We start from the raw sequence: 26,333 nt of genomic DNA, 5'->3' as shown, positions 1-26,333 counted from the left end.
CTTATTTCACAGCGCCGAAGGTCAGGCCGCGGACGAGTTGTTTCTGGCTGAACCAGCCAAGGATCAGGATCGGCGCGATCGCCATCGTCGATGCCGCCGACAGCTTGGCGTAGAACAGGCCTTCCGGACTGGAATAGGAAGCGATGAAGGCCGTCAGCGGCGCCGCCTTGGAGGCGGTGAGATTGAGCGTCCAGAACGCCTCGTTCCAGGCAAGGATGATGTTCAGAAGCAGCGTCGAGGCGATGCCGGGCACCGCCATCGGCGTCAGCACGTAGACGATCTCCTTCATCAGCGATGCCCCGTCCATGCGGGCCGCCTCGAGGATTTCGCCCGGGATTTCCTTGAAGTAGGTGTAGAGCATCCAGACGATGATCGGCAGATTGATCAGTGTCAGCACGATCACCAGGCCGGTGCGCGTGTCGAGCAGGCCCGAATTGCGAAACAGCAGGTAGATCGGGATCAGCGCGCCCACAGGCGGCATCATCTTGGTCGACAGCATCCACATCAGCACGTCCTTGGTCCGCTTGGTCGGCGAAAACGCCATCGCCCAGGCGGCGGGAATAGCGATGATCAGGCCGATCAGCGTCGAGCCGAAGGAAATGATCACCGAGTTCATGAAGTGGCTGAGATAGTTCGACCGGCTCTGCACCTCCGCATAGTTTTCCGTCGTCCAGTGGAAGAACAGGAACTGCGGCGGCGAGGCGATGGCATCGGCTTCCGACTTGAAGCTGGTCAGGAACGTCCAGAGGATCGGGAAGAAGATCAGGATGCCGAGCGTCCAGGCGATCGCGGTGACGATGACCTTGCGCTGCGTTGTGACTTTTCTGGCCATCTCAAGCCTCCAGATTCTTGCCGACGAGGCGGACGAGGAAGATCGCGACGATATTGGCAAGCACGACGGCGACGATGCCGCCCGCCGAAGCGCCGCCGATATCGAACTGCAGCAGTGCCTGGGCGTAGACGAGGTAGGTGAGGTTGGTGCTGTCGGTGCCCGGCCCGCCATTGGTGGTGACGAGGATTTCGGCAAAGACCGAAAGCAGGAAGATCGTCTGGATCAGGATCACCACGGTGATGGCCCGCGCCATGTGCGGCAGGATGATGTAGATGAATTTCGAGATCGGACCGGCGCCGTCCATTTCGGAGGCTTCCTTCTGCTCCTCGTCAAGCGACTGCAGCGCCGTCAGCATGATGAGGGTGGCAAAGGGCAGCCACTGCCAGGCGACGATCAGAATGACGGAGAACAGCGGCGCATTCGCCAGCCAGTCGATCGGCTGCAGGCCGAGCGCCTTGGCAAGATGGGCAAACAGGCCGTTGACCGGGTTCATGAACATGTTCTTCCAGACCAGTGCTGCCACCGTCGGCATGACGAAGAACGGCGCGATCACCAGGATGCGCACGATGCCCTGTCCGTACATCGGCTGATCAAGCAGCAGCGCAAAGGCGATGCCGCCGATGACGGTGATCAGCAACACGCCGGCAACGAGCAGCAGCGTATTGATCAGCGCCGCGATGAAGGCCGGATCGGACAGGAAGTATTCGTAGTTGAGCAGACCGACGAAACTCTCCATGCCGGGGCTGAGCAGATTGTAGTTCAGCAGCGAGAAATAGATCGTCATCGCAAGTGGGACGATCATCCATGCAAAGAGGAGCAGCACGGAGGGCGCAATCATCAGGCGCGCTGCGGAGCGGGTATGCAAGGTTGCCATGGCAATCACCGATCTGATCTGAAGCGGGGAGCGGCCGCAGGAAGGCTTTGTCTGAAAAAGCGGCCGCCGATGCAGTTCGGGCATCGGCGGCCCAGAGGGGCGGATTGTCAAGAATCCGCCTCTTGCTCAGGAGGTTGTTATTTGATGTAGCCGGCTTTGGTCATTTCCCGGGTTGCCAGCTGCTGCGCGCTCTTCAACGCCTGATCGACCGAAATCTGGCCGGCAAGGGCTGCCGAGAACTGCTGACCCACCGCCGTACCGATGCCCTGGAATTCCGGGATCGCCACGAACTGGACGCCGACATAGGGGACCGGCTTGACGGTCGGCTTGGTCGGATCGGCCGCCTCGATCGAGTCGAGCGTCATCTTGGCAAACGACGCCGCCTTCTGGTAGTCCGCATTCGCATAGAGCGATTTGCGGGTGCCCGGAGGTGCATTCAGCCAGCCTTCCTTCTCGGCGACGAGGTTGCTGTATTCCTTGCTGGTTGCCCAGGCGACGAACTTCTCAGCAGCTTCGGCCTTCTGGGTACCTGCCGGGATGGCGAGGCTCCAGGCCCAGAGCCAGTTGCCGCGCTTGCCGAGGCCCTTGTCCGGGGCGAGCGCGAAGCCGACCTTGTCGGCGACCTGCGACTGCTTCGGATCGGCGACGAAGGAAGCGGCAACCGTTGCGTCGATCCACATGCCGCACTTACCGGTCTGGAACAGCGCCAGGTTCTCGTTGAAGCCGTTGGAGGAAGCGCCCGGAGGGCCGGCATCCTTCATCAGCTTGACGTAGAAATCGAGCGTGTCCTTCCATTCCGGCTGATCGAACTGCGGCTTCCACTTCTCGTCGAACCAGCGGGCGCCGAAGGAATTGGACATGGCCGTCAGGAAGGCCATGTTCTCGCCCCAGCCGGCCTTGCCACGCAGGCAGATGCCGTAGACTTCCTTATCCTTGTTGGTGATCTTGCGGGCAGCGTCGGCAATGAAGTCCCAGGTCGGCGCGTCGGGCATTTTCAGGCCGGCAGCGTCGAACAGGTCCTTGCGGTACATGACCATCGAGCTTTCACCATAGAACGGCGCAGCATAGAGCTTGCCGTCTACAGTCAGGCCGCTGCGGATGGCCGGCAGCAGGTCGTCGACGTCGTAGTTGGCGCCGAGATTGTCGAGCGGCAGCAACCAGTCCTGTTTCGCCCAGATCGGAACTTCATAGGTGCCGATCGTCAGCACGTCGTACTGGCCGCCCTTGGTCGCGATGTCGGTCGTGACCTTCTGGCGCAGCACATTCTCTTCGAGGGTTACCCATTCAAGGTCGATGCCCGGATTCTTCGCCTTGAAATCATCCGTCAGCTTCTGCATCCGGATCATGTCGCCGTTGTTCACGGTCGCGATTGTCAGCGTTTCAGCCGAAGCCATGCCGGCAAACGCCAGTGCTGAGCAGGCGCCCAGCAGAAAAGTTCTCAATGTCATATCTTCCTCCCAGAAGATGGGTGTGAGCATTCGCTTCGCTCATGGGCAATTACTCAACAAATGATACAGAATGTCAATCGGCAATCGTTGCTGCGGTGCCGAAGGAGGAAGCTATCCCATTGATTTAAAACAAGTGTTTTTTGCTCAATTCCTGAGCAAAAACTCAGCCGTCTCTTCGTCGGTAATCAGCGCGTTGATTTGCTGGCCGACAACCGCGGCCCGGATCGCCTTAAACTTGCGCTTGCCCTTGGCCAGACCGATGACCATCGACGCGTCGCGGGACGGGATCGGCGCCGACGCGACGCGTTCGTTGATCGGGTTGTCGAGCAACCTGCCATCGACGTCAAAGATCCAGCCGCAGATCTCGCCGACGGCGCCGCCGCGCATCAGCTCCATCATCTCGTCCTTCTCGAGGAAACCGTCGACGCAGAGCGGCCCGTCGATACCGAGTTCGCCGATGCCGACGAAGGTGACGTCGGCCTGCGCGCTCATATCGAGCGTCGAGCGCACCAGTTGCTGGCCGTGCAGCAGCTCCCGCTCTTCCGCCGAGGTGACGAGCACCGGCAGCGGCATCGGATAGTGCCGCGCCTTCACCGCATCGGCCATGCTGAAGATGACGTTGTAATAGGCGGCCGATCCGTCGGGGGCGATATTGCCGGTCAGTGAGACGATGCGGTGATTGGGACATTCGATCGCCGGCAGCTGGTCGACAGCCGCCTTCAGCGTACGGCCGGTACCGACGGCAAGCACGATCGGCTCGGCCCGTTTCAGCCATCGTTCGATCTCGGCCGCCGCCGCCTCGGCAATACCGACGGTCGCCGACGACCCGGAATCGCTCGGCACCACCTCCACATGTTTCAGCCCGAATTTCCGCCGCAGCTGGCTGGCGAGCTCCAGGCAGGCGGCGATCGGATGATCGAGCCGCACCTTGATCAGACGCTCGGCGACCGCCAGCGACACCAACCGCTGCGCCGATTGCCGCGAGATGCCCATCGCGGCGGCGATTTCATCCTGCGTGCGCCCGGCGACGTAATAGAGCCAGCCGGCACGTGCCGCATCGTCGAGGCGTGCCGCGGTCTCGGATCTTTTTGCCATTGAATGCCTACCACGCAAAGTGAGCCGGCGTGCCGCCGCCGAACATGATTTGAAATTGTATCGCGCCAGATCAAAACAAAAATCAGGCAAATGTCGAGCCTGTTGCAAAGAGCTCCGCCAAATAACCGACGCTGCTTAGGCAAACCATTGCATGACGAGATAGATCGCCGCCTTCACCAGGCCGTAAATCACGCCGCCGGCAACGACCAGCGACACGGCCGTCATGATGAAGCCGATCAGCGCAAAGAGCCCGTCGCGGCCCAGTATGCCGAAAGCGAAGACCGAGATCGTGATTGCCGGCAGCATGTTGCCGAGCGGCACCGGCAGCAACAGCACGATCGACAGCAGCAGGCATGCGGCCCCGGCGAGATATTCCGCCGGCGGCTCGGCGAAGATCGCCAACCTCGGCTTCAGCATCCGCTCCGCCCAGGCGAGCCAGCGATGGATGCGGCCGACAATGGTTTCGAAATCCTCCCGCCGCATCGAACGGTCGGCAATCACCCTCGGCAGCCAGGGCTTCAGCCCGAAGGTCAACTGTACCGCCAGGAAGACCAACGGCGCGCCGAGCACGGCCGACGTTCCGGGCGGCGTCGGAAAAGCGTTCGGCAGCGCGAAGATCAGCATCAACGCGCTGATCGCCCGGTCGCCCATCGTCTGGAACAGATCGCCGATCGAAATCCGCTCCCGACTCCGGTCGGCGGCCAGCTGCCGCAGGATGGATGAAAGGCGACGGCCTTTGGGACGGGGTGGACGGGGTCTTCTGCGTCTGTGGGAATCGGCGTTTTCGATGGTCATGATACCAGTGAGTGATGGACGTGCAGGCTCGGATTGTGGCCACGCAATATGCCAATTGAATGACTTGCGGAACCGAATAGCGATTGAGGCCGCGAGCGCATGGCAGGCCGGCGAATGAAGGCTTGTAATTCCCCGCCAACAGTGCGAGCAGACACCACAGACCAGAGAAACGGCAGGGTGGCAATGATCATCTCATTCGACATCGGCGGCTCCGCCATCAAGGGTGGCATTGCCCGTTCCGAGACCGACATCGTCCCCCTCGGCCGGCGCCCGACGCCGAAAGATGATTTCGCCGCTTTCGTCGACACCCTGCGTGCCATCATCGCCGAAACCGGCGAAGAACCGAGCCGCATTGCACTGTCCATCGCCGGCGTCGTCGATCCCGACACGCAGCGGCTGATCTGCGCCAACATTCCCTGCATCCATGGCCGCACTCTGGCCGCCGATCTCGAAGCCGAACTCGGTCTGCCGGCACTGATCGCCAACGACGCCGACTGCTTCGCCATGGCCGAGGCCGGCCTCGGCGCCGGTCGCGGCCACCGCATCGTCTTCGGCGCCATCCTCGGCACCGGCGTCGGCGGCGGCCTGATTGCCGATGGCCGCCTCGTCAATGAGGCCGGCGGTTTTGCCGGCGAATGGGGTCACGGGCCGATCATCGCCTCGGCAGCCGGCAATCCGCCTGCCGCCATTCCCGCCTATGCCTGCGGCTGCGGCCAGAAAGGCTGCGTCGACACCGTCGGCGGCGCCCGTGGCCTGGAGCGCCTGCACAAGACGCTGCATGATCTCGACCTTTCGAGCGAAGAGATCATCGCTCAATGGCAGCGTGGCGAGGAGAAGGCGACACGGACGATCGACGTCTATGTCGATCTCGTCGCCTCGCCCCTGGCGCTGACGATCAACATCACCGGCGCGACCATCGTGCCCGTCGGCGGCGGCCTGTCCAATGTCGAGCCGCTGCTTGCTGAACTCGACCACGCCGTGCGCGCCCGCATCCTGCGCAAGTTCGACCGGCCGCTGGTGGTGCGCAGCCAATGCCGCATCGAACCCGGCCTGATCGGCGCAGCGCTGCTCGGGCTGAAAGCCGAAGCATTGCATCCTAAAGCATAGGCCACATCCGCACGATCGCTGCGAACCTGTCCCAATCCTTCCGGTCCGACGGTGTCCATGCGGCCTCGGCGACGGCTGGAAGACGCGGAAAGACCAGCCGGTTGAAATAGGCGCGAGAGAGAAAGTTTTCAGTCCAGATGCAAGCCTGGATGCCGCGCATCTTCTCCTGCAGCGCCTGCGGCAGTTCGCCCTCGGCTTCGTAAGCATAGGTATGTTCCGGGGCCGAATAGCCTGCCCATGCCGCGCCGGGCTCCGCCCAGGCTTCGGCCTGCGCCATGTCGAGATAATAGGCCTGTCCCGGCGTCATCACCACGTCGTAGCCTTGCTGCGCCAGCTCGACGCCGACGGCAGGCTTTTCCCACGCCATCAGCAGCGTGCCGTCGCGATCGACACCGCCGCCATGCGAGACCTCGTTCCAGCCGGCGAGCTTCCTGCCGCGCTCCGACAGCATCATCTTGATGCGTTTCAGGAAATAGGACTGCAGCTCGGCGGTGCCGGCAAGCTTCTCCCGCTTCATCAGTGCCTGACAGAGTGGCGAGCAAAGCCAGGCGCCCTCTGCTACCTCGTCGCCGCCGATGTGGATATATTCGCTCGGAAACAGCGTCACGACTTCATCGAATACCTTGCCGAGAAATTCATAGGTGAATTCGACCGCCGGATTGAGCGCATTGTTGGCGTAACCCTGCACTGCGTGATAGCTGTCCGGCGCTTCCTGCCCGTCGACGAGCTCGGGCAGCGAGAACAAGGTTGCGGTGTTGTGGCCGGGAATGTCGATTTCCGGCACGACCTCGACACCGAGCGAGACGGCATGCGCAACGATCCGCCTTATATCATCCTGCGTGTAATGGCCGGCGCGTGTTTCCGCCCCGTCGCCGAGCTGTCCCACGAGGACCTCGTCCGGCCCGCGCCGCGCGCCGATCTCCGTCAGCGCTGGATAGGCCTTGATCTCCAGCCGCCAGGCTTCGTCGTCGGTCAGGTGCCAATGAAAGATATTGAGCTTGTTCCAGGCGAGGATATCGATCAGCCGCAGGATGTCGGCGACCGGATAGAACTGCCGCGATACATCGAGATGGCAGCCGCGCCAGTCATAACGCGGCTGGTCGGCGATCGTGCCGAAGATGGGGAATTTAAATCTCCCGCCATCGGCGCAGGCGCCATGCAGCAGCTGCGCCAGGCTGATGAGGCCGTAGCGCCGGCCCGCGTCATCCGCGCTTGAAAGCACGATCTCATGCGCGGTGAAACGCAGCTCGTAGGCGAAGGCAGCGATCGACGATTCGGCGACGAAACGAATGCGCCGCCCGCCTTCGACGGCACTCAGCGAAAACGGCGCGTCTTCGGCTGAGTAGAGGCGCTGATAGAGAGAAAGAACCTGGGACAGGGCCTTGATCGCATCAGGCCGCGTCCTCTCGGCCGGATAGAGGGTGGCGGGCAAGTCGCCCCCGTTCAGCCCGAGCGACAGCGGCCAGGGGAGCAGCGCGTAGGGTTCATCGGCTTTGCCCGGCGGCAAGAGCGGCGGCGACACACCGCCATCCCGGCCTTCAAGCATCAGATCGCCGAAATCGACCGGAAGGTGACGGCCGTCGGCAAGCGTCAGATAAGCAGATTTGACGCCAGCCGTGACATGTTTCGGCTCTCGGCTCAGCCCCTCGACCGTGAACCGCCAGCGCCCGCCCGGCGGTACACTCAGCCCTTCAGGCGGCAGGAACTCATGAAAATGCGCGACCTGCCGCTTGAGACTGCCGCCGTCGCAGACATGTTTGCCGGCAACCCGCGTCTCCGACGTATGGCAGAGCGAGAAGCCGGACAACGGCTCGGCAGAAAGATTGTGGAGCGTGAAGGTCAAGCGCCCGAAACTGCCTTCGACCGGGCGCCAGCTTGTCTCCAGACTATAATCGGCCATGTCGCGCCCTCCCCGTCAACGAACGGCCGGGATCACGGCTGGTCTTCCGGCATTCCTTCGCAGCTTAGCCTGTTCAGGACTTCAATGGAATCGGCGCGAACTCAGACGGGGCGGACTTTGACGAAGACCTGTCGTCGGCAAAGGAAAGCGGCGCGGCTTTCGCCGCGCCGTCCTCACTCTGCTGCCAACGCCGGCGGATGTCTGTCATCCGCCTCTTCCTGGATGGCGTCGGCATCCCGACCTGGTTCGTCCCTTGCCTTCGGCTCCCGGCCGAAGAAGAGAGCGTAGCCGGCGGGCAGAACCAGAATTGTCAGCACTGTCGCAACCAGGATGCCGCCCATCATTGCGTAGGCGAGCGGACCCCAGAAGACGCCGCGCGAGATTGGGATCAGCGCCAGGACGGCGGTCAGCGCCGTCAGCATGATCGGCCGGAAACGCCGCACGGCAGCCCCGACGATCGCCTCCTGCCGGTGCATGCCGGCCTTGATGTCCTGGTCGATCTGATCGACCAGGATGATCGAATTGCGCATGATGATGCCGAGCAGGGCGATGACGCCGAGGATCGCCACGAAGCCGAAAGGCGCGCCGCTGATCAGCAGGGCGGCGGCCGCACCGATGATGCCGAGCGGCCCGGTGGCGAGCACCAGCATCGCCTTGCCGAAATGCTGCAGTTGCACCATCAGCAGTACGATGATCACCGCAAGCATGATCGGCGCCTTGGCGGCGATCGACATCTGGCTTTCCGCCGCGTCCTCGGCGCCGCCTTGGATTTCGACCTTGTAGCCGGCAGGCAGGCTGTCGCGCATGTCCTTCATGTCGGCATACAATTTCATCACCACGTCGTTCGGCTGCACCCCATCCGGCAGCGTCGCCCGCACGGTGATGGTCGGCAGCCTGTCGCGCCGCCATTCGATGCCCTGCTCCATAACCGGCACGACCTTGGCAAGCTGCGAGACCGGCACGAAGCCGCCGAAATCCGTCGGCACATAGACCGAGTTGACCGCCGACAGCAGAGAACGGCTGGCGTCCGGCTCGCGGGCAACGATCGAGACCGTCTCCTCGCCGTCACGGAAATCGTCGAGGGCGGCACCCGACATGGCGGTCTGCAGCATCTGGCGCACGCGCTGCGAGGTGACGCCGAGCGCCCGGGCCCGGTCCTGGTCGATCACCAGCTTCATTGCCGGCACCTGTTCCAGCCAGTCGTCGTGGATGGCGCCGAGCATGGGGTTGGCCTGAAAGCGCGCCTTCACCTGATCGGCGATTGCCCGCACTTCTTGGCGGTCGGGCCCCATGACCCGCATCTGCACCGGCCAGCCTGTGGGCGGGCCAAGGAAGAGCCGATCGACCTTGCCGCGAATCTCTGGGAAATCTTCCGCAAGGATCGTCCGCAGCTTGACGATCAGCCGCTCGCGCGCCGGTTCGTCATTGGCCATGACGAGGAGCTGGGCGAAGTTCGGATTGCGCAGCTGCTGGTCGAGCGGCAGGAAGAAGCGCGGCGCACCTTCGCCGATATAGGTGGCGATGAACCGCTTGTCAGGATCATCCATCATCTTCGCTTCCAGCGCCTTGGCCTGGACCTCGACCTCCTTGATGCTGGTGCCCTCGGGTAGCCAGAGATCGACGAGGATTTCCGGCCGCGACGATTGCGGGAAGAAATTCTGTGGAATGAACTGGAAGGCCCAGAGGCTGGTGGCAAAGGTGCCGAGCGTCAAGAGCAGCACGATAACCCGATGGCGTACCGCCCAGCCGACCGTGCCGCGCAGACGCCGATAGAAGCGCGTGTCGAAGGCGTCGTGATGCTCGCCGGCGTGATGGCGCTGCTTGAGGATCATATAGCCGAGCCACGGCGTGAAATAGACCGCGACGAACCAGGAGGTGACGAGCGCGATGCCGACGACATAAAACAGCGAACGCACATATTCACCGGCCGTCGATGCGGCGAAGCCGACGGGTATGAAGCCGGCCGTGGTGATCAGCGTGCCCGTCAGCATCGGGAAGGCGGTCGAGGAATAGGCGAAGCTTGCAGCTTCGATCTTGACCAGCCCCTCCTCCAGCTTTCGCTCCATCATCTCGACGACGATCATCGCATCGTCGACGAGCAGGCCGAGCGCGATGATCAGCGCTCCGAGCGAAATGCGCTGCAGGTCGATCCCGAGTTCGTACATCAGCGCGAATGTGGCGGCGAGCACCAGTGGAATGGCGATGGCGATGACCAGGCCCGAGCGCCAGCCGATCGACAGGAACGAGACCACAAGCACAATGACCAGGGCTTCGCCGAGCGCATGCATGAATTCGCTGACCGCATCCGTCACCACGTCGGGCTGATTGGCAATCTGATCGACGGCAACGCCATAAGGCAGCGCCTCCTCGAAGCGCTGATAGGTCGCCTCGACGCCCTTGCCGACGTCGGTGACGTTGAAGCCCTTGGCCATCACGACGCCGACCTGAACGCTGTCATGGCCGTTGAAACGATACTTGCGCTGATAGGGATCTTCGAGCCCGGAACTGACGGTGGCGATATCGCCGAGCCGCGTCACCTGGCCGCCGGCGCGAAGGCGCAACTCGCGGATATCCTCCGCCTTCTTCACGTCGCCTTCGACGGAGATGCGCACTGAGCGCAGGCCGGTATCGACGGAACCTGCCGGATCGACATTGTTCTGGCCCTTGATGGCGTTCTGCAGATCGAGGATCGTCAGGCCTCGCTCGGCGAGCGCTTTGGACGAGACGTCGATATAGATCTTCTCAGGCTGGTCGCCGATGATCACCGCCTTCTCGACACCAGGTGTCGTCAGCAGCATGTCGCGCGCCTGGATCGCGAATTTCTTCAGTTCCGGATAGGAATAGCCCTCGCCGCTGATCGAATGCAGCGTGATGAAAGTATCGCCGAACTCGTCGTTGAAATAGGGGCCGAGCAGGCCCTGCGGCAGCTCGCTGGAGATGTCGCCGACCTTCTTGCGCACCTGGTAGAAGGCATCTGCCACGTCCTTCGAATTCGTGTCGCCCTTGACCTGCAGGGTGATGATCGCACTGCCGGCCCGCGTATAGGACTTCACCCAGTCGATATGCGGCGTTTCCTGCAGCTTGCGCTCGATCTTGTTGACGACCTGGTCTTCCATTTCCTGGATGGAAGCGCCCGGCCAGATCGCCTGAACAACCATGACGCGGAAGGTGAATTCGGGATCCTCGCGCTGGCCCATGCGCATCAGACCGAGCACTCCGGTGATGATGATCAGCCCGAAAAGGAAGCGGGCTATGCTCGGATGGCCGATCGCCCAGCGAGACAGATTGAAGGGCCGCTTTTCGGTGGTGTTGGCGTCCATGGTTTTATTCCCTTTTGCGACGCGATCAGCGGACGGTCTGTTCCGTATCGGCGAGCGCCGACTGCTGGTCCGGCACCTTCACCTTCAGATTTTCGGTCATGAACTGCGTGCCGGCCGCGACGACGAGATCGCCGGTATCGAGGCCTTCGGTTACATGCACGCCGTCGCCGGTGAAATCGGCGACCTGGATGTCGCGGCCATGCACGGTCGCCGTATCGCGGTCGACGGTCCAGACCATCTGCTTACCGTCTTTCTCAGCCAGTGCGCTGAGTGGGATGGAGACATAGCTGTTGCCGTTATCGACATCGGCCTCGATCGTCGCCGTCATGCCGAGCAGCACGCGCGGATCGTTCGGCAGGCTGACCCGCACCGCGAAAGTGCGCGACTGCTGGTCGGCGCTCCCGGAAACCTCGCGCACCTTGCCGTCGAGCAGCAGCTTTTTATCGGCCCAGAAGCTTGTCTTGACGGTCTTGCCCGGCTTGAATTCGGCAATGTCGTTTTCCGGAATCGCGATCTGCACTTCCTTCTCGCCGTCGACGGCAACGGTGACGACGGCCGTGCCGGAGCCGACGACCTGACCGGTATCGGCATTGATTGATGTGACGATGCCGTTCTGGCCGGCCTTGAGCTCGGTGTAGCTCACCTGGTTCTTCGCCTGGTCAAGTGCGGAGAGCGCGGCATCGCGCTGCGAAATCGCCTGGTCGTGGCTGAGGGCGGCCTGCTCGAGCTGCGATTTCGGAGCGACGCTCTTGTCGAAAAGCTGCTCGGCGCGTTTATTGGCAAGATCGGCGGTTTCGACGCTTCTTTCGGCCGCGGCGAGATTGGCTTCCGCCGTCTTGACCGCCAGCTGGTAATCAGTGGCGTCGACACGGGCGAGAACGTCACCCGGCATCACCCGGTCGCCGATATCGACGAGGCGCTCTGTGATCTTGCCGGCGACGCGAAACCCGAGGTTCATCTCCGTACGCGCCTTGACCGAGCCGGAATAGTCGAGCTTGCGGGTATCGCCGGCCTTGGCGATCTCGACGACCTTTACCGGCCGGATGACTTGCTTGACCTCAGCCTTCTCTTCCGAGCAGGCGGAAACGCCGATGCCGATGGCGCCGACAAACACGAGGCGGGCGACGGACGGCATGCGATGGCTGAGGGTCTTGAGCGAAAACATCTTCCGCACTCCTGGATCGTTTCGGGGGTCTTGGCGGCGGCTGCCGCCCGTTATTTCTTCAGCGCCCTGATCACGTAGTCGATCAGTTCGTCGACACTCGCGCGGTTGGTTTTGGCAAGACATTGCGCCACCATCTGCGGATGGCAGAGATTGATCGTCGCCGCGCCGAAGCAACGTGACGCGACGACCGGGTCCTGCTCGGCGAACTCGCCCGCAGCAATCCCCTCGGCAATTATTTCGGCAATCAGATCATGGACGCGGTCGATATGTTTCTCGATGACATGCCAGTCGCGCTCGATCGCGACGATGATCATCTCGTGGACCTTCATTTCGTCGAGCATCAGATCGAGCGTCAACTGATGCTGGGTCTCGACATAGCGGCGCAGCCGCTCGCTGGCGCTGATCGGCTGATGGCGGATGTCGTAGGCGATTTGATAGGCGGTGGCGAGCATGCGGCCGCAGAGCGCCTGGTGGATTTCCACCTTGGAGGCAAAGAAACGATAGATATTGGCCGGCGACATGCCGAGATCGCGGGCAATGTCGGCCACCGTCGTCTTGCTGTAGCCATAGTGACGAAACAGCCGCTCGGCCGCATCAAGAATGCGGGTGACATTCTCCTGCCGGATGACGTCGAGCGTATTTTCCGTGATGTCGTCCATGGTTTTGATGCCCGAATTACGAATGACGATTTTTGAATTTCGTCAGTCGTAAAATATCAGGCATCATTTGTCAATACTCCGCCGAGGAGCGGGCGTCGTCAATCGATGGACGGTCAGGGTTTAGAGAGAGATGATGAACACCCGGTAAAATGGAAAGTGCCGCGGCTCGGAAGCACGCGGCACATCGTCGGCGGCAGGATATCAGCTCAGCTTGACGTCGAGCGTGATCGGAACGGCGGCGAGCGCCTTGGAGATCGGGCAGCCGGCCTTTGCCTTGTTGGCAAGTTCGGTGAAGGTCGCCTCATCGGCGCCGGGAATACGGCCGGTGAGCGAAAGATGGATGGCGGTGATGGCAAAGCCGCCCTCGACGCTTTCGAGCGTTACCTTGGCGGATGTTTCCATATGCTCGGCCGTAAAGCCGGCTTCCCCGAGGATCAACGACAGCGCCATGGTGAAGCAGCCGGCATGGGCAGCACCGATCAGCTCTTCCGGGTTGGTGCCGGCAATGCCTTCGAAGCGGCTGGCAAAGCCGTAGGGATAGTCCTTCAGGGCGCCGCTCTGCGTCGAGATCAGGCCTTTGCCGTCTTTGAGGCCACCGGTCCAATGGGCCGAAGCCGTACGATTGATCTGCATGCCGTCCTCCTGTTTCGATTGTGCTTTCGAGCAAGCGGCAGGGCGCCGCTCCATGCCTTCGGGAGTTCTGAGAGCCTCCCCGATGGACAATATAATGCTCTATCTTGAGAAGACGACAGGCCTGTAAAAATCAGCAGCGGCCGAAGCGTTTTCAGGCCGGATGCTGCAGCACGCCGAGACCGCCGTCGATCGTCAGGCAGGTGGCGTTCATGAACGGGCACTCGTCGGAGATCATGAAAACGGCAGCCATGGCGATCTCCTCAGGCGTGGCGATGCGCCCGCCGGGATGCAGCTTCATCGTCTCGGCTTTGGCCGCCTCCGGATCGGCAAAGCCGTTCCAGTAGTCGATCACCTTCTGCGTCGAGACATAGCCCGGCGCCAGCGCATTCACCCGGATGTTGTGGGCCGCATATTCGAGACCCAGGGATTTCGTCATTCCCAGCAGCGCGTGTTTTGCCAGCGGATAGGGAAATGTGTGCGGGATGATGGTGAAAGCATGCGTCGAAGCGATATTGAGGATGACGCCGCCGCCCTGTTCGATGAGGCCAGGCAGCACCGCCTTGCAGCAGTTCCACGCACCCTTGAGGTTGATGTCGAAGCAGCGGTTCCACAGCTCGTCGGTCGTCTCGAGTGGTTCGGCGAAGACATTGACGCCGGCATTGTTGACCAGCGCGTTCAACTGCCCGATCTCTTCATTCGCCTGAGCGACCAACGTCGTGATCGTTCCCGCATCGGTAATGTCGGCCGGCAGATAGCCGAGCCGGCCACCAATGCTTTGGAGCTCTTTCGCTGACTTCGCCAGCAGTGCGGCGTCGCGATCGACGAGAAAGACGGCCGCATCCTCCCTCAAGAAGGCCTTCGCCATCGCAAGACCGATGCCCTGCGCGGCGCCAGTTATCAGAATGTGCTTGCCCTGCAGCCGGCCGCCCATCTATCTCCCCTCCGATTGTGCCGGCAGCGCCGACATCAGGATCGTCACCGAGCCGGCAAGGATTTCGCCGGGCGCAAGCGGCATGAGCCCGCCGAAATCAGGCAGATGGTGGCCATTCGGCAGGTGGCTCATCGGCTCGAGGCAGAAGAAGTCGTTCCGGTCGACCGGCATATAGAGCATGAAGCGATCGAGCGCGCCGTCGGCTTCCAGCGCCGCCTGAAATCCAAGGTCCGGCCAGGCGATGGCGGCCCGCCCGTTCCAGCCCTCGAAGGCATTGTTCATCCATCTCTGCGGCAAGAGCTTTTCCGATCTGAAATCGAAATAGTCGGGCACAGGAGCGGGCACATCAGGCAGGTGGTCCGGCCGCTCGCTCCAGTAGCGATCGGCCGCAATCGTGAGCCGCGTCTTCGGCGTCCGTACGAAGAAAGGGTGTTGACCGAGCCCGAAGGGAAGCGCCGCCTCGCCGCGGTTTTCGACGGAGAGCGCCAGTATCAGCGCATCGCCAGCGACCCGAACCTCCTGCCGGGTGAGATAGGCGTAGGGTGAAACCCTGTCGGCGGCCCGGGAAAAGACGAATTGCGCATATTCTGAACTGCAGTCTTCAACCTGCCAAAGGCCGAGCCAGCCGTCGCCGTGCCGATAGAGCGGGTCTGAGGTATTCGGCTGGAAGGCGTAGTCGCGTCCGGCAAAAGACATGCTGTTGCCTTCGACGCGATTGCCGAATGGCACCATCGCAAAATTCGCCATCGCTCCGTCGGGCCCGCCGGCCGCAACGAGAAAGGGGATGCCTCGAAACGTCGCGGCGGTAACCGCGGCACCTCGGGGGCTGACCCGGACGGTGAGATCGCCGTGCCTCAGTTCGATGTCGCTTACGGTCTGCCCTTCACTCATCCGCGTCGTCCTGCAGCCGAAGATCGCAAATTGTCGAGCAGCACGGCGATCAGCAGGATCAACCCGCGCACGACATACTGATAGAATGCCTGGATATTCAGCAGATTCATAACGTTTTCGGCAATGCCCATGATCAGTACGCCGACGATGACGCCGCTCATCGCCGCCCGGCCGCCGGCCAGCGAAACGCCGCCGAGAACGCAGGCCGAAATCACCGACAGCTCAAGTCCGGTCGCCGCATTCGGCTGGCCGGAGGTGATGCGCGAGGCAAGCAGGATGCCGGCAATGCCGCAGATGAGGCCCTGCAGCGCAAAGATCCAGATGCGCGTGTTGACAACATTGACGCCGGCAAGCCGCGAGGCTTCGGGATTGCCGCCGATCGCCAGCGTGTTCTTGCCGAAGACGGTCCGGTTGAGCACGAAACCGAAGAGGATGAAAAGCATCAGCATGATCCAGATCGGCGTCGGCACCGTCAGAAAGCGCGACAGGGCCAGCTGATAAAAGGCCGGATCATTGATGCCGACGGCACGGCCATCCGAGGCGATCAGCGCCAGCCCGCGCACGATCTGCATCGTCGCAAGCGTGGTGATCAGCGCGTTGATGCGGAACCGGGCGATGACGATGCCGTTGACGAAGCCGACGACGGCGCCGCACAGCAGAGCAGCGAGCAACCCGAGAGGGATGGAGCCCGTGGCGTTCGAGACCATCACGGCGATCATGCCCGAGAAGGCGACGATCGACCCGACCGAAAGATCGAAATCGCGCGAGGCCAGGCAGAACATCATCGTGCAAGCAACGATACCGATGGTGACCACCGACTGCAGCAGCCCCAGCATGTTTCGCTCGGTCAGGAAGTTAGGCACGAAGAGCGAGACGATCACGAAGGCGGCGGCGAAGATCACCACCAAGCCCTGTTCGCCGAGAAGGATTTTTTTCAACGCATTCATCGTCCGTATTCCTGATCTTAAATGGTGCCGGCGGCATTCTTGTCGGGCAGTGCTGCCGTCAGGATGGCGCGCTCGTCGAAATCCTGCCGGGCGACATTGGCCGCCACCCTGCCCTGGCACATCACCATGATGCGATCGCAGATGCCCATGACCTCGGGCAATTCGCTTGATATCACCACGATCGCCATGCCGCCGGCCGCAAGTTCGTAAAGGATCTCGTAAATTTCCGATTTCGCCCCGACGTCGATTCCGCGCGTCGGCTCGTCTATGACCAGGACCTTGATCCCCTGCTCGGAAAGCCAGCGGCCGAGAATGACCTTCTGCTGGTTGCCGCCGGAGAGATTGATGATGTCCTGCTTGCGCGACGGGGTTCGCACCCGAAGCCGGGCGATAAACCGATCGGCCAGCGCCGCCTCTTTTCTCGGACTCAAAATGCCGAAGGGCGAGAAGTGCCGGCGCGACGAAATCGCGATATTCTCTTCGATCGACCGGCCCTGGACGATGCCGTCGAATTTGCGGTCCTCCGGGCAGAGCACCATGCCGGCCTTGATCGCCGCCTTCGGACTGTTCGGCAAGACGACAACGCCGTCGATGGCGACCTGGCCCTGATGCCTGGCATCCACGCCGTAGAGCAGCCGCGCCATCTCGCTGCGACCGGCGCCGATCAGGCCGAAGAAGCCGAGAATCTCACCTCGGCGGACGGAAAAACCGATCGGATTGCGCAGCTTCGGTCCCGACAGGCCCTTGACCTCCAGCCTGATGTCGCCGAGCGTACGTTCGCGCCATCCCCAGACATTGCTGATCTCGCGCCCGACCATTTCCGAGATGATCTGCTCCCGCGTCGTCTCGGTGATATCGGAATGGTGGGCGGCAAGCCTGCCGTCGCGCAGCACCGTGAGGCTGTCGCAAAGCCGAAAAATCTCGTCGAGACGATGCGAGACGTAGAGAATGACCGTTCCCTTCGCCTTCATCCTGTCGATGAGGGAAAACAGGATTTCGCTCTCGCGCGAGGAGAGCGAGGAGGTCGGCTCGTCAAGTGCAATCACCCGCGCGTCGAGCATGACCGCCTTGGCGATCTCGACCATCTGCCGCGCGCCGATCGAAAGCGAGGCGACCTTGGCCGACGGATCGACATCGATGCCGATTTCCTCGAGCTTCGTCCGCACCGTCTCGATCAGCCGTGTCGAATGGATGACGCCGCCCTTGGCGGGAAAGCGCCCAAGCCAGAGATTCTCGGCGACCGTCAGCTCCGGAACAAGCTGCAGTTCCTGATGGATGACGACGATGCCGGCATGAAAAGCGTCACGCACGGATCCGTATTTCTGCTCCTCGCCATCGATCAGGATGCGGCCGTTATCGGCAGCCTGATCGCCGGACAGAACGCGGATCAGCGTCGATTTGCCGGCGCCGTTCTCGCCCATCAGGCCATGCACCGCGCCCTTCTCGACGGAGAAGGAAACATCCGCCAGCGCCTGCACGCCGGGATAGCCCTTGGAGATATGGTTGAATTCGAGGAAAGCCATCACCGCTCCACCGAGAGGATCCGGCGGCACGCTGAGCGGCCGCCGTCTATATCATCCTGGAAGGATTACTCGATGCCGAGATCCTTGCGGACCTTGTCGTAATCGCCGCGCAGCGCCAGCGAACCGGAGGTCAGCGTCAGCTTTTCCGGCGCCTTGTCGTTGGCGATCCAGTCGTACATGTTGAGCGCCGTCTCGTAGCCGTGGCGCTTCGGCGAGATGATGACGGTGCCGAAGAAGCCAGTCGCCGCCGGCTTCTTGAACTCGTTGATCGCCGATTCCGCGCCGCCGATGCCGACACCGATGACGTTCGTCGCCGGAATGCCGACCGATTCGGATGCACGGACGGCGCCGAGGACGGCTTCATCGTTGAGGCCGAAGGCGACCCAGTATTTCACGTCGGCATGCTTGTTGAGAACGGTGGTCGCCGCGTTGAGCGCCGCTTCCGTATCCGTCTTCGCCTGAGGCGCATCATAGATGTTTTCGGCCGGAAAGCCGGCGGACTTCAGCACCGACATCGCGCCTTCGACGCGGTCGACGGCCGTCGGCAACTGGTCATAGGAGACCCGCACGGCGCCGACATTCTTCATGTCCCAACCGCGCTTCTTGATTTCGTCGACGATCGCCTGGCCGACGGTCTCGCCGATCTTGGTGGCCGAAATGCCCATATGCGGCACCTCTTCCAACGGCTTGCCGTCGGCGCTGACGAGGCGGTCGTCGACCGTCATCAGCTTCAGCTGGTTGGCTTCGGCCTTGGCGACGATGCCGGGGCCGAGTTTGACGTCGGGCGTGCAGATTATGAAGCCCTGCGCACCTTGGGCGCCGAGATTGTCGATCGCCGACTGGACCTTCTCGCCATCTTCGGCGCCGATCTTGACGACAGTGAAGCCTTTTTCCTTGGCGGCCTGGTCGGCGAACTTCCATTCGTCCTGGAACCACGGCTCCTCAGGTTGCTTGACAATAAACCCGATCTTCACGTCTGCGGAAAATGCCGAGCCGGCTGCCAGAATGGCGAAAGTGCCAGCCAGAATGGCTGCTTTGAACAAGCGCATGTCTCTCTCCCTAAACTCCAAAAACGAGCAGCTGCCTCCCAGGCAACGTCCAATGAATTATGATAAATCATCATACCAGTCAATTGCCAATGTATGATGATTGGAATAATAGGATTATTGACGAGATGCCGGGGAGGAAGCGTCGCAAAGCGGATCGAATTCGGATAATCAGGTTCGATTGCCTAGCACGCGAGACAGAGCGGAGAGGTGAGTTGGAAACAATCGAGCGACAGGGCGGGGCCGAAAGCCGCCGCATCGAGCGCCGCCCGCGCGTACGCCGCAACGTCACGGCGGCGATCGCTCAGGATATTTGTGCGGACCGCTATCCCGCGGGCTCGCCGCTGCCCCGCGAGAACGATCTCTGCGAGCTCTACGGCGTCAGCCGCACCGTCATTCGCGAATCGCTGAAAGTGCTGGAATCCAAAGGCCTTGTCCGTGGCAAGCCGCGCATCGGAACCACCGTCTGCGACAAGGACGATTGGAATATCTTGGACGCTGACGTGCTTGAATGGATGGGTCCCTATATCAAGGATTTCGACCTGCTCGGCTGCATTCTCGAAGCCCGCCGCACCATCGAACCGGCAGCCGCCGAATATGCTGCCGAGCGCGCCAGCGCCCAGGAGATTGCCGATCTCGACAAGGCCTGGCGGCAGATGCGTGACAGTGCCGGCGACCCGGAAAGCTTCACCGATGCCGATGTCATGTTCCATACGGTGCTGCTGACGGCTAGCCACAACCAGGTCTTCCGCCGTCTGTCGAGCGCCATTCATGCGGCGCTGAAATATGCGCTGCATGCCTCCAACATCGGCGTCGAGAATCGCGAGGATGCGGTGCTCGTTCACGGCCAGTTGGTCGAGGCCTTGCGCATGCGCGACAAGGCCGGCGCCCGCGACTGCGCCAACCGCATGCTCGATCTAGCGGTGCGCGATCTTGCCGCCGCCGAAAAAGCGATCGGCAGAACGAAATAAGCAATCCGCGGCTGGCCGCCCGTCAAAAAATCTGAAGAGAGACTGAAGAGCAGCGATGAAGATCACCAAACTCACCACCTATATCGTTCCGCCGCGCTGGCTGTTTTTGAAGATCGAGACCGACGAGGGCATCATCGGCTGGGGCGAACCGGTCGTCGAAGGCCGCGCGCTGACCGTCCAAGCCGCCGTCCACGAACTGGAAGACTATCTGATCGGCAAGGATCCCTTCTTGATCGAGGACCACTGGACGGTGATGTATCGCGGCGGCTTCTATCGCGGCGGGGCTGCCCATATGAGCGCCATCTCCGGCATCGACCAGGCGCTGTGGGACATCAAGGGCAAGGCCCTCGGTCAGCCGATCCATTCCCTGCTCGGCGGCCAGCTGCGCGACCGCATCAAGGTCTATTCCTGGATCGGCGGCGACCGTCCTGCGGATGTCGCCAACAATGCCAGGGAGGTGGTCGCCCGCGGCTTCAAGGCGATCAAGCTCAACGGCTGCGAGGAAATGCAGATCGTCGACACCAACGAGAAGGTGGAGAGGGCGGTCGAGACCATCGCCGTCATCCGCGAGGCGATCGGCCCGCATATCGGCATCGGCGTCGATTTCCACGGCCGCGTGCACAAGCCGATGGCCAAGGTTCTCGCCAAGGAACTCGAACCCTACAAGCTGATGTTCATCGAGGAGCCGGTTCTTTCGGAAAACAAGGAGGCGCTGCGCGACATCGTCAACCATACCTCAACGCCGATCGCGCTTGGCGAACGGCTCTTTTCGCGCTGGGACTTCAAGCAGGTGCTGTCGGACGGTTATGTCGACATCATCCAGCCGGATTTGTCGCATGCCGGCGGCATCACCGAATGCCGCAAGATCGCGGCGATGGCCGAAGCCTATGATGTGGCGCTGGCGCCGCATTGCCCGCTGGGGCCGATCGCACTCGCCGCCTGCCTGCAGGTCGATGCCGTCAGCTATAATGCCTTCATCCAGGAACAGAGCCTCGGCATCCATTACAATACGGGCAACGACATCCTCGACTACATCTCGAACAAGGAGGTGTTCCAATATGCCGATGGTTTCGTCTCGATCCCGCAGGGGCCCGGTCTCGGCATCGAGGTCGACGAGGCCTACGTCATCGAGCGCGCCAGGGAAGGCCACCGCTGGCGCAACCCGATCTGGCGCCATGCCGACGGCAGTTTCGCCGAATGGTAAGAAGAAAGGGTCGCGCCAGCGGCCCTTTTTTCATTCGCCGTGTAGCAAATCGGTCGTCTCGTCCGTCATGGTGGAAACGCAAACAGGAGATCCTACGATGGCAAGAGCAACTGCAATCATCGTCGCCCGCATCATTTTCAGCTTCATCTTCTTCATGGCCGCCGGCTTCAAATTCGCCGATATCGGCGCGACGGCGGGTTACATCGCCGCTGCCGGTTTTCCGATGGCGACATTCCTTGCCTGGGTGGCGGCCTTCTTCGAGATCGCCCTGGCGCTCGCTTTCATAACCGGGGCCTTCTTCACCGAGGCCAGCCTGCTGGCGGGCATCTACGTGATCTTCCTTGCCTTTGCTTTCCACGGGCCATCCCATTGGCAGCAGAACCAGGCCGAATTCGGCTTCTTCGTCGATCACTTCACCTTCCTCGCCGGCCTGCTCTTTGCCGCCGTCCATGGACCGGAGAAATGGGCATTGCGGCACAGCCTCCTCGGAGAGCTTTAACGACCCGCTCTCCCTCCGGAACCAACAGCCATGCCGAACATTGGCTTAGCGGCAAACGGCAAGGAGAGCCCGCCCATGGAACTACAGGGAAGGATCGCGTTGGTGACGGGCGCTGGATCCGGCATCGGCAAGGCGGCCGCATTGAGACTCGCCGCCGACGGAGCAAGGGTCGCCGTCTTGAGCCGCACCGCCGACGAGGTCGAACAAACCTGCGCCGAGATCAAGGCGGCGGGGGGCGAATCGATCGCGTTGATCGCCGACACCAGCGAAGAGGCGCAGATGCGCAGCGCCGTGAAGCAATTGACCGATACGTTCCACGGCCTTGACATCGTCATCGCCAATGCCGGCATCAATGGCGTCTGGGCGCCGATCGACGATCTGAAGCCGGATGAATGGGATAAGACCATCGCCGTCAATCTGCGCGGCACCTATTTGACCTTGCATCTGACGGTCCCCTACCTGAAAAGAAATGGCGGCTCGATCGTCGTCGTCTCCTCGATCAACGGCACCCGGACATTCACGACGCCGGGCGCAACCGCCTATACCGCAACCAAGGCCGGCCAGGTCGCCATGGTCCAGCAACTGGCCCTCGAACTCGGCCGGCACGGCATCCGTGTCAATGCCGTCTGCCCCGGCGAGATCGAGACCAATATCGGCGCCAACACGAATAGCCGGCATCGCGACGAGACCGAGGTTCCGGTCATCTGGCCGCAAGGGGATATCCCAATCGCCGGCGGCAAGGCGGGCAAGAGCCAGGACGTCGCCGAAACCATTCTCTTCCTCGCCTCAGACCGGGCCCGGCATATCACCGGCACGCCGATCTGGATCGATGGCGGCCAGGGGCTGCTGCGATAGGCCTGCGTCCTGCGACGATCAGGCGCTCAGCCGGGCGTTATCGAGCGTATAGAGTTCCTGCGCGCGTTGCACGCCGCGCAACGCATAACGTCCAACACAGGCAAGTGCCGCGCGCTGTTCCTCCGGTATCGCTGTGGCGAAATCGGAGGAGATCAACAGGTTGAGATCCACTGATCGGCACATCGAAGCGATGCGGCTGACCTCGTTGACGGCAGGGCCGATGACCGTGAAGTCCAGCCGGTCCTGACTGCCGATATTGCCGTAAAAGACGTCTCCGATATGCAGGCCGATATAGACATCGGTCGTTGGCCGGTCGTCGGCTTTGCGTTCGGCATTGAGCTTGGCGAGCTTTTCCCGCAGAAGCGCTTCGGCGTGGAGCGCCGCACGACAGGTCTCCGCCGGCACCTCGCCCTTGAAGATCGCCAGCACGCCGTCGCCGATCAGCTTCAGCACATTGCCGCCGGATTCGTGGATCGCCGTGATCACCGCCTCGCTATAGTCGTTGAGCAACGGGATGATCTCCTCCGGCGGTACGCTGTCGGAGATCTTTGTGTAGTTCAACAGATCCGAAAACCAGAGTGCGGCGGAAATCCGCTCCGATTTGCCGCGACTGATCTTGCCCTCCATGACCTGACGCGCCGCGTCCTCGCCGAGATAGACTTCGGCGATGGTGCGGGCGATCCGCCCGAGCCCGATGCACTTGATCGCCAGCCCCAGCACCGGCACCAGCTTGCGCAGGATGGCGAGGTCGTGATCGGAAAAACCCTCGGGATGTTTGGTCGCGAAATGCGAGAAGAAACAATCCATTTCGCCGATCGTGCCGGCCTCGCTGAAACGATGGACCATCGCTATGAAATCCGTATGGCCGGCTTGAGCGATCGTATCGAGCAGGCTGAAATCGATCGGATCGCCAAAGCCGAGGCGCCGGCGTATCTCCCGTTCATTGTTGGCCCAGAGATAATAAAAGGCCGAGCGCTGCCAGTTCGCCGCGGCCTCCCCGGAGCTCGTCGAGCCATATTCGAACTCGGCCTCGATCTCCTCCTCGCTGTCCCAGCGAAAGGCGCGGCCCTCATGCACCGGGTGCAGCGTATCCATCAGCGCCAGGCCGCGGTCGAGCGGCAGCCCGGCATTGCGGCAGGCCGCGCAGAAACCGGTCATGAGCTCGGCTTCCGAGGCGCCCTTTAGTCCCTGCTCCGTGATCCAGGCTGCAATTGTGCTGACGTCGCTATAATCCATGCCGCTCACCTTCACTCTCGCCCAAGCTGTAGTCCGAATTCGGCATCGAAGGAAGCCGATTGGCTCAATCGCCGACGGGCATGTTGTAGGGCGTGACGATTTCGACCGATGAGAGCGAGGCCGGAACCGCCCGACCCGGTGACGTCGCTCGGCCCATGATCGCCCTGAAGGCCGAACGCGCATCTGTCCTGAGATCATGGTGGAGCACGAAGCCGATCCGGCGGGCGGCAAGCAGCGCGCGGTTGTCGACGTCGAGATCATGAGCGACGAAGACGTGGACCGGGCGTTTGGCCGCATCGAAGGCCGCCAGCACCGCCCGGTTGCCGCCACCGATCGAATAGACTGCATTGATGGTGGGATCGGCAGCAAGTGCAGCCGCCGCAAGCGTTCCCGTCGCCGTATCGGTGCCATGCCCCTCGCTGATTTCGGTGATGCCGATTCCGGGATAACGGGCGCGAATGATGCGGCGAAAGCCGATCTCGCGCTCCTCCTCGCCGCGAAACCGCCCGCTCGACAGCGTCACCAGCACCTTGCCGCCACCGCTCGCGAGCACTTCACCGATCAGATAGGCCGCGGTCTCGCCCGCCGCCCGGTTGTCGGCGCCGGCATAGGCGATGCGCGCCGAATTCGGCAGGTCGGTCACCAGTGTTACCACTGGAATGCCCGCCGCATCCGCCCGCGCGACGGCAGCGGCCACCTCGGCAACGTCAGGCGCCTTCAACACGATGCCGTGTGTGCCGCGCAGCCGGATGCGGTCGAGAAGCTGCACCATCTCGGCCGGCTTCATCACCTCGGCGAAATGGAACCGGCAGCGGAAGACGCCGGGCAGGAAGGCCGCCATCTCCGCCTCGAAGGCGGCGCGCACCGCATCGCTGAAACGCTGAGGCGTCTCCATGACGATATCGATCGCCAGCATGCGCCCACTCGTCACCGCTCCGGCCTTCTGCTTTTCGAGTTCGGCAATCGCCGCCTGCACCCGCATTTCCGTCTGCTGGCGCACACCTGGCCGCCCGTTCAGCACCCGGTCAACGGTCGCGGTGCTCAATCCGGCCTGGAAGGCAATGTCCTTGACGAGGAAGAGATGGGCCATGGAATCCGCTTGATGGTTTTTGATGGATTTCTGATCTATATCACCCGGCATCGCCGCGTATAGTGCCTTCATCGAAAGAGGAGGAGCCATCATGAAAACCGACAATCAGCAGAAATTGCGCGCCGACCGTGTCTGGCTCAGCGAAGACAGCTGCGATCTCGAGGATTTTCGCCGCCTGTCGGAAAAGACCACCGTGCTTGCCGATTACCCTACGGCTTCTGCCGTCGAAAAAAACGTGCTGATCTATGACAGCCGCAAGGTGACGGCGGCGGCGGCAACGCCGGAGGGCCGGCGCGCCGTGCTGGCCGAGATCTGCGAGGCCTTCGGCGATGGTCCCGGCGTCGCCGTCTTCAAGCATGCGTACGAGCATACCGCCATTATCGACCGCGCCAGCGTGGTCTTCGATCAGATCATCGAGGAGCAGCACCGCACCTCGACCGGCGGCGGCGATCACTTCGCCAAGCCCGGCGCCAACGACCGCATCTGGAATTCACTGGAAAAACATTGCCTCGCCGATCCCGCGAATTTTGCCGAATATTACGGCAATGCCATCGTCGCACTGGCAAGCCAAGCCTGGCTCGGCCCAAGCTACCAGATGACGGCCCAGGTCAACCGCGTCAATCCGGGGGGCGCGGCACAGTCGGCCCATCGCGACTATCATCTCGGCTTCCAATCGTCCGCGGTGATCGAGCAGTTTCCGGTGCATGTGCACCGGCTTTCGCCGGTGCTGACGCTGCAGGGTGCGGTCGCCCATTGCGACATGCCGCTCGAAAGCGGCCCGACGCTCTTCCTGCCGCACAGCCAGACCTATGTGCCCGGCTATCTCGCGCTCAAGCGCCAGGAATTCCGGGATTATTTCGAGGCCAACCACATCCAGCTGCCGCTCGAAAAAGGCGACGTCGTCTTCTTCAATCCCGCCCTCTTCCACGCCGCCGGCACCAACCGCTCGGCCAATATCAAGCGCGTCGCCAACCTGTTGCAGGTCTCCTCTGCCTTCGGCCGGGCGATGGAAACGGTCAATCGCGAAAAAATGAGCGCCACGCTCTTTCCCACCCTGAAGACATTGCAGGACAGGCTGTCGCCCGACGAGATCGCCAATGCCGTTGCCGCCTGCGCCGAAGGTTATTCCTTCCCGACCAATCTCGATCGAGATCCCCCGCTTGGCGGCCTGGCGCCGAAGACGCAGGCGCAGCTGATGCACGAGGCGTTGAAGGAAGGCTGGAGCGACGAAGCCTTTGCGGCGGCACTTGCAGAACAGGCGCAGAAGAAGCTGAGCTGACTAAGGATCTGGCGCCGACCCGCACTGAAATAA

At 62.1% G+C, this 26,333-nt stretch carries 23 protein-coding genes; 6 read left to right on the top strand and 17 right to left on the bottom strand.

All coding sequences use genetic code 11. From position 1 onward, the window contains the following. Position 1: 1 nt before the first annotated feature. The 5 genes from FHX03_RS18180 to FHX03_RS18160 all read right to left on the bottom strand — a co-directional run bounded on the left by FHX03_RS18180 (position 2) and on the right by FHX03_RS18160 (position 4,963). On the bottom strand, positions 2–832 hold the full coding sequence (locus FHX03_RS18180) for a carbohydrate ABC transporter permease (RefSeq protein WP_064819036.1): 831 nt from the start codon (positions 830–832) through the stop codon (positions 2–4). A gap of 1 nt (position 833) precedes the next feature. Next, complete coding sequence (locus FHX03_RS18175; protein WP_131711872.1) at positions 834–1,706, bottom strand: carbohydrate ABC transporter permease; 873 nt, start codon at positions 1,704–1,706, stop codon at positions 834–836. A gap of 137 nt (positions 1,707–1,843) precedes the next feature. Beyond that, on the bottom strand, positions 1,844–3,154 hold the full coding sequence (locus FHX03_RS18170; protein WP_183854881.1) for an ABC transporter substrate-binding protein: 1,311 nt from the start codon (positions 3,152–3,154) through the stop codon (positions 1,844–1,846). 144 nt (positions 3,155–3,298) lie between these two features. After that, on the bottom strand, positions 3,299–4,249 hold the full coding sequence (locus FHX03_RS18165; protein ID WP_003582447.1) for a sugar-binding transcriptional regulator: 951 nt from the start codon (positions 4,247–4,249) through the stop codon (positions 3,299–3,301). Between the two features lie 135 nt (positions 4,250–4,384). Then, positions 4,385–4,963: an exopolysaccharide biosynthesis protein gene (locus FHX03_RS18160; protein WP_179612313.1), complete on the bottom strand. Its 579-nt coding sequence runs from the start codon at positions 4,961–4,963 to the stop codon at positions 4,385–4,387. A 264-nt stretch (positions 4,964–5,227) separates the two neighbouring features. On the opposite strand from FHX03_RS18160, the gene FHX03_RS18155 reads away from it, so the two are divergent. Next, positions 5,228–6,151 (top strand): ROK family protein, encoded by a 924-nt coding sequence (locus tag FHX03_RS18155; RefSeq protein ID WP_183854879.1) that lies wholly within the window; start codon positions 5,228–5,230, stop codon positions 6,149–6,151. On the opposite strand, the gene FHX03_RS18150 is transcribed toward FHX03_RS18155, so the two are convergent. The 10 genes from FHX03_RS18150 to FHX03_RS18105 all read right to left on the bottom strand — a co-directional run bounded on the left by FHX03_RS18150 (position 6,141) and on the right by FHX03_RS18105 (position 19,169). Continuing rightward, the gene (locus FHX03_RS18150) at positions 6,141–8,051 is read right to left on the bottom strand and encodes a beta-N-acetylhexosaminidase (RefSeq protein WP_183854877.1); all 1,911 of its coding nucleotides are present in this window, start codon (positions 8,049–8,051) and stop codon (positions 6,141–6,143) included. The genes FHX03_RS18155 and FHX03_RS18150 overlap by 11 nt on opposite strands. 173 nt (positions 8,052–8,224) lie before the next feature. Next, the gene (locus tag FHX03_RS18145; protein ID WP_183854875.1) at positions 8,225–11,371 is read right to left on the bottom strand and encodes an efflux RND transporter permease subunit; all 3,147 of its coding nucleotides are present in this window, start codon (positions 11,369–11,371) and stop codon (positions 8,225–8,227) included. A 25-nt stretch (positions 11,372–11,396) separates the two neighbouring features. After that, positions 11,397–12,536 carry an efflux RND transporter periplasmic adaptor subunit gene (locus FHX03_RS18140; protein ID WP_131711857.1) on the bottom strand — a complete coding sequence of 380 codons (1,140 nt, stop codon included), beginning with the start codon at positions 12,534–12,536 and terminating at the stop codon, positions 11,397–11,399. A gap of 50 nt (positions 12,537–12,586) precedes the next feature. Beyond that, positions 12,587–13,195 (bottom strand): TetR family transcriptional regulator, encoded by a 609-nt coding sequence (locus FHX03_RS18135; protein WP_097629983.1) that lies wholly within the window; start codon positions 13,193–13,195, stop codon positions 12,587–12,589. 201 nt (positions 13,196–13,396) lie between these two features. Further along, positions 13,397–13,828, bottom strand: coding sequence for an OsmC family protein (locus FHX03_RS18130; protein WP_097629982.1), 432 nt, complete (start codon positions 13,826–13,828; stop codon positions 13,397–13,399). A gap of 151 nt (positions 13,829–13,979) precedes the next feature. Further along, complete coding sequence (locus tag FHX03_RS18125; RefSeq protein WP_131711856.1) at positions 13,980–14,759, bottom strand: SDR family oxidoreductase; 780 nt, start codon at positions 14,757–14,759, stop codon at positions 13,980–13,982. Continuing rightward, entirely contained in the window at positions 14,760–15,650 is an 891-nt protein-coding gene (locus tag FHX03_RS18120) for an aldose 1-epimerase (RefSeq protein WP_183854873.1), read from the bottom strand. Then, entirely contained in the window at positions 15,647–16,597 is a 951-nt protein-coding gene (gene araH / locus FHX03_RS18115) for an L-arabinose ABC transporter permease AraH (protein ID WP_097629979.1), read from the bottom strand. Before araH ends, FHX03_RS18120 begins: the two co-directional genes overlap by 4 nt. A 17-nt stretch (positions 16,598–16,614) precedes the next feature. After that, positions 16,615–18,120, bottom strand: a complete 1,506-nt coding sequence (gene araG / locus FHX03_RS18110; protein WP_183854871.1) for an L-arabinose ABC transporter ATP-binding protein AraG — start codon at positions 18,118–18,120, stop codon at positions 16,615–16,617. Between the two features lie 65 nt (positions 18,121–18,185). Beyond that, positions 18,186–19,169, bottom strand: a complete 984-nt coding sequence (locus FHX03_RS18105; RefSeq protein ID WP_097629977.1) for an arabinose ABC transporter substrate-binding protein — start codon at positions 19,167–19,169, stop codon at positions 18,186–18,188. 212 nt (positions 19,170–19,381) lie between these two features. Between FHX03_RS18105 and FHX03_RS18100 the strand changes: the two genes are divergently transcribed. The 4 genes from FHX03_RS18100 to FHX03_RS18085 all read left to right on the top strand — a co-directional run bounded on the left by FHX03_RS18100 (position 19,382) and on the right by FHX03_RS18085 (position 22,695). Continuing rightward, positions 19,382–20,137 (top strand): FadR/GntR family transcriptional regulator, encoded by a 756-nt coding sequence (locus tag FHX03_RS18100; protein ID WP_097629976.1) that lies wholly within the window; start codon positions 19,382–19,384, stop codon positions 20,135–20,137. A 55-nt stretch (positions 20,138–20,192) separates the two neighbouring features. After that, positions 20,193–21,341 (top strand): galactonate dehydratase, encoded by a 1,149-nt coding sequence (dgoD, locus tag FHX03_RS18095; protein ID WP_097629975.1) that lies wholly within the window; start codon positions 20,193–20,195, stop codon positions 21,339–21,341. A gap of 97 nt (positions 21,342–21,438) precedes the next feature. Further along, positions 21,439–21,840, top strand: a complete 402-nt coding sequence (locus FHX03_RS18090; protein ID WP_097629974.1) for a DoxX family protein — start codon at positions 21,439–21,441, stop codon at positions 21,838–21,840. A gap of 75 nt (positions 21,841–21,915) precedes the next feature. Next, on the top strand, positions 21,916–22,695 hold the full coding sequence (locus FHX03_RS18085; RefSeq protein WP_183854869.1) for an SDR family oxidoreductase: 780 nt from the start codon (positions 21,916–21,918) through the stop codon (positions 22,693–22,695). A gap of 18 nt (positions 22,696–22,713) precedes the next feature. On the opposite strand, the gene FHX03_RS18080 is transcribed toward FHX03_RS18085, so the two are convergent. Then, on the bottom strand, positions 22,714–23,931 hold the full coding sequence (locus FHX03_RS18080) for an adenylate/guanylate cyclase domain-containing protein (RefSeq protein WP_183854867.1): 1,218 nt from the start codon (positions 23,929–23,931) through the stop codon (positions 22,714–22,716). 64 nt (positions 23,932–23,995) lie between these two features. Continuing rightward, a complete protein-coding gene (locus tag FHX03_RS18075) occupies positions 23,996–25,021 on the bottom strand; it encodes a LacI family DNA-binding transcriptional regulator (RefSeq protein ID WP_183854865.1) in 1,026 nt (341 codons plus the stop codon). Positions 25,022–25,112: 91 nt separating this feature from the next. On the opposite strand from FHX03_RS18075, the gene FHX03_RS18070 reads away from it, so the two are divergent. Further along, on the top strand, positions 25,113–26,300 hold the full coding sequence (locus FHX03_RS18070) for a phytanoyl-CoA dioxygenase family protein (protein WP_183854863.1): 1,188 nt from the start codon (positions 25,113–25,115) through the stop codon (positions 26,298–26,300). The last annotated feature ends 33 nt before the right edge of the window (positions 26,301–26,333 follow it).

The sequence above is a fragment of the Rhizobium sp. BK456 genome, assembly GCF_014194045.1.
Classification (GTDB): domain Bacteria; phylum Pseudomonadota; class Alphaproteobacteria; order Rhizobiales; family Rhizobiaceae; genus Rhizobium; species Rhizobium redzepovicii.
The sequence above is the reverse complement of the archived record's forward strand: the minus strand, read 5'-3'. Positions and strand labels throughout refer to the sequence as shown.

What these genes read in the sequence shown, in the direction of transcription:
- araG (WP_183854871.1), bottom strand. Translation starts at nt 18,120, where the DNA reads ATGGCTTTCCTCGAATTCAACCATATCTCCAAGGGCTATCCCGGCGTG.
- FHX03_RS18130 (WP_097629982.1), bottom strand. Translation starts at nt 13,828, where the DNA reads ATGCAGATCAATCGTACGGCTTCGGCCCATTGGACCGGTGGCCTCAAA.
- FHX03_RS18145 (WP_183854875.1), bottom strand. Translation starts at nt 11,371, where the DNA reads ATGGACGCCAACACCACCGAAAAGCGGCCCTTCAATCTGTCTCGCTGG.
- FHX03_RS18105 (WP_097629977.1), bottom strand. Translation starts at nt 19,169, where the DNA reads ATGCGCTTGTTCAAAGCAGCCATTCTGGCTGGCACTTTCGCCATTCTG.
- araH (WP_097629979.1), bottom strand. Translation starts at nt 16,597, where the DNA reads ATGAATGCGTTGAAAAAAATCCTTCTCGGCGAACAGGGCTTGGTGGTG.
- FHX03_RS18125 (WP_131711856.1), bottom strand. Translation starts at nt 14,759, where the DNA reads ATGGGCGGCCGGCTGCAGGGCAAGCACATTCTGATAACTGGCGCCGCG.
- FHX03_RS18135 (WP_097629983.1), bottom strand. Translation starts at nt 13,195, where the DNA reads ATGGACGACATCACGGAAAATACGCTCGACGTCATCCGGCAGGAGAAT.
- FHX03_RS18090 (WP_097629974.1), top strand. Translation starts at nt 21,439, where the DNA reads ATGGCAAGAGCAACTGCAATCATCGTCGCCCGCATCATTTTCAGCTTC.
- FHX03_RS18150 (WP_183854877.1), bottom strand. Translation starts at nt 8,051, where the DNA reads ATGGCCGATTATAGTCTGGAGACAAGCTGGCGCCCGGTCGAAGGCAGT.
- FHX03_RS18120 (WP_183854873.1), bottom strand. Translation starts at nt 15,650, where the DNA reads ATGAGTGAAGGGCAGACCGTAAGCGACATCGAACTGAGGCACGGCGAT.
- FHX03_RS18170 (WP_183854881.1), bottom strand. Translation starts at nt 3,154, where the DNA reads ATGACATTGAGAACTTTTCTGCTGGGCGCCTGCTCAGCACTGGCGTTT.
- dgoD (WP_097629975.1), top strand. Translation starts at nt 20,193, where the DNA reads ATGAAGATCACCAAACTCACCACCTATATCGTTCCGCCGCGCTGGCTG.
- FHX03_RS18175 (WP_131711872.1), bottom strand. Translation starts at nt 1,706, where the DNA reads ATGGCAACCTTGCATACCCGCTCCGCAGCGCGCCTGATGATTGCGCCC.
- FHX03_RS18085 (WP_183854869.1), top strand. Translation starts at nt 21,916, where the DNA reads ATGGAACTACAGGGAAGGATCGCGTTGGTGACGGGCGCTGGATCCGGC.
- FHX03_RS18075 (WP_183854865.1), bottom strand. Translation starts at nt 25,021, where the DNA reads ATGGCCCATCTCTTCCTCGTCAAGGACATTGCCTTCCAGGCCGGATTG.
- FHX03_RS18180 (WP_064819036.1), bottom strand. Translation starts at nt 832, where the DNA reads ATGGCCAGAAAAGTCACAACGCAGCGCAAGGTCATCGTCACCGCGATC.
- FHX03_RS18165 (WP_003582447.1), bottom strand. Translation starts at nt 4,249, where the DNA reads ATGGCAAAAAGATCCGAGACCGCGGCACGCCTCGACGATGCGGCACGT.
- FHX03_RS18140 (WP_131711857.1), bottom strand. Translation starts at nt 12,536, where the DNA reads ATGTTTTCGCTCAAGACCCTCAGCCATCGCATGCCGTCCGTCGCCCGC.
- FHX03_RS18070 (WP_183854863.1), top strand. Translation starts at nt 25,113, where the DNA reads ATGAAAACCGACAATCAGCAGAAATTGCGCGCCGACCGTGTCTGGCTC.
- FHX03_RS18155 (WP_183854879.1), top strand. Translation starts at nt 5,228, where the DNA reads ATGATCATCTCATTCGACATCGGCGGCTCCGCCATCAAGGGTGGCATT.
- FHX03_RS18080 (WP_183854867.1), bottom strand. Translation starts at nt 23,931, where the DNA reads ATGGATTATAGCGACGTCAGCACAATTGCAGCCTGGATCACGGAGCAG.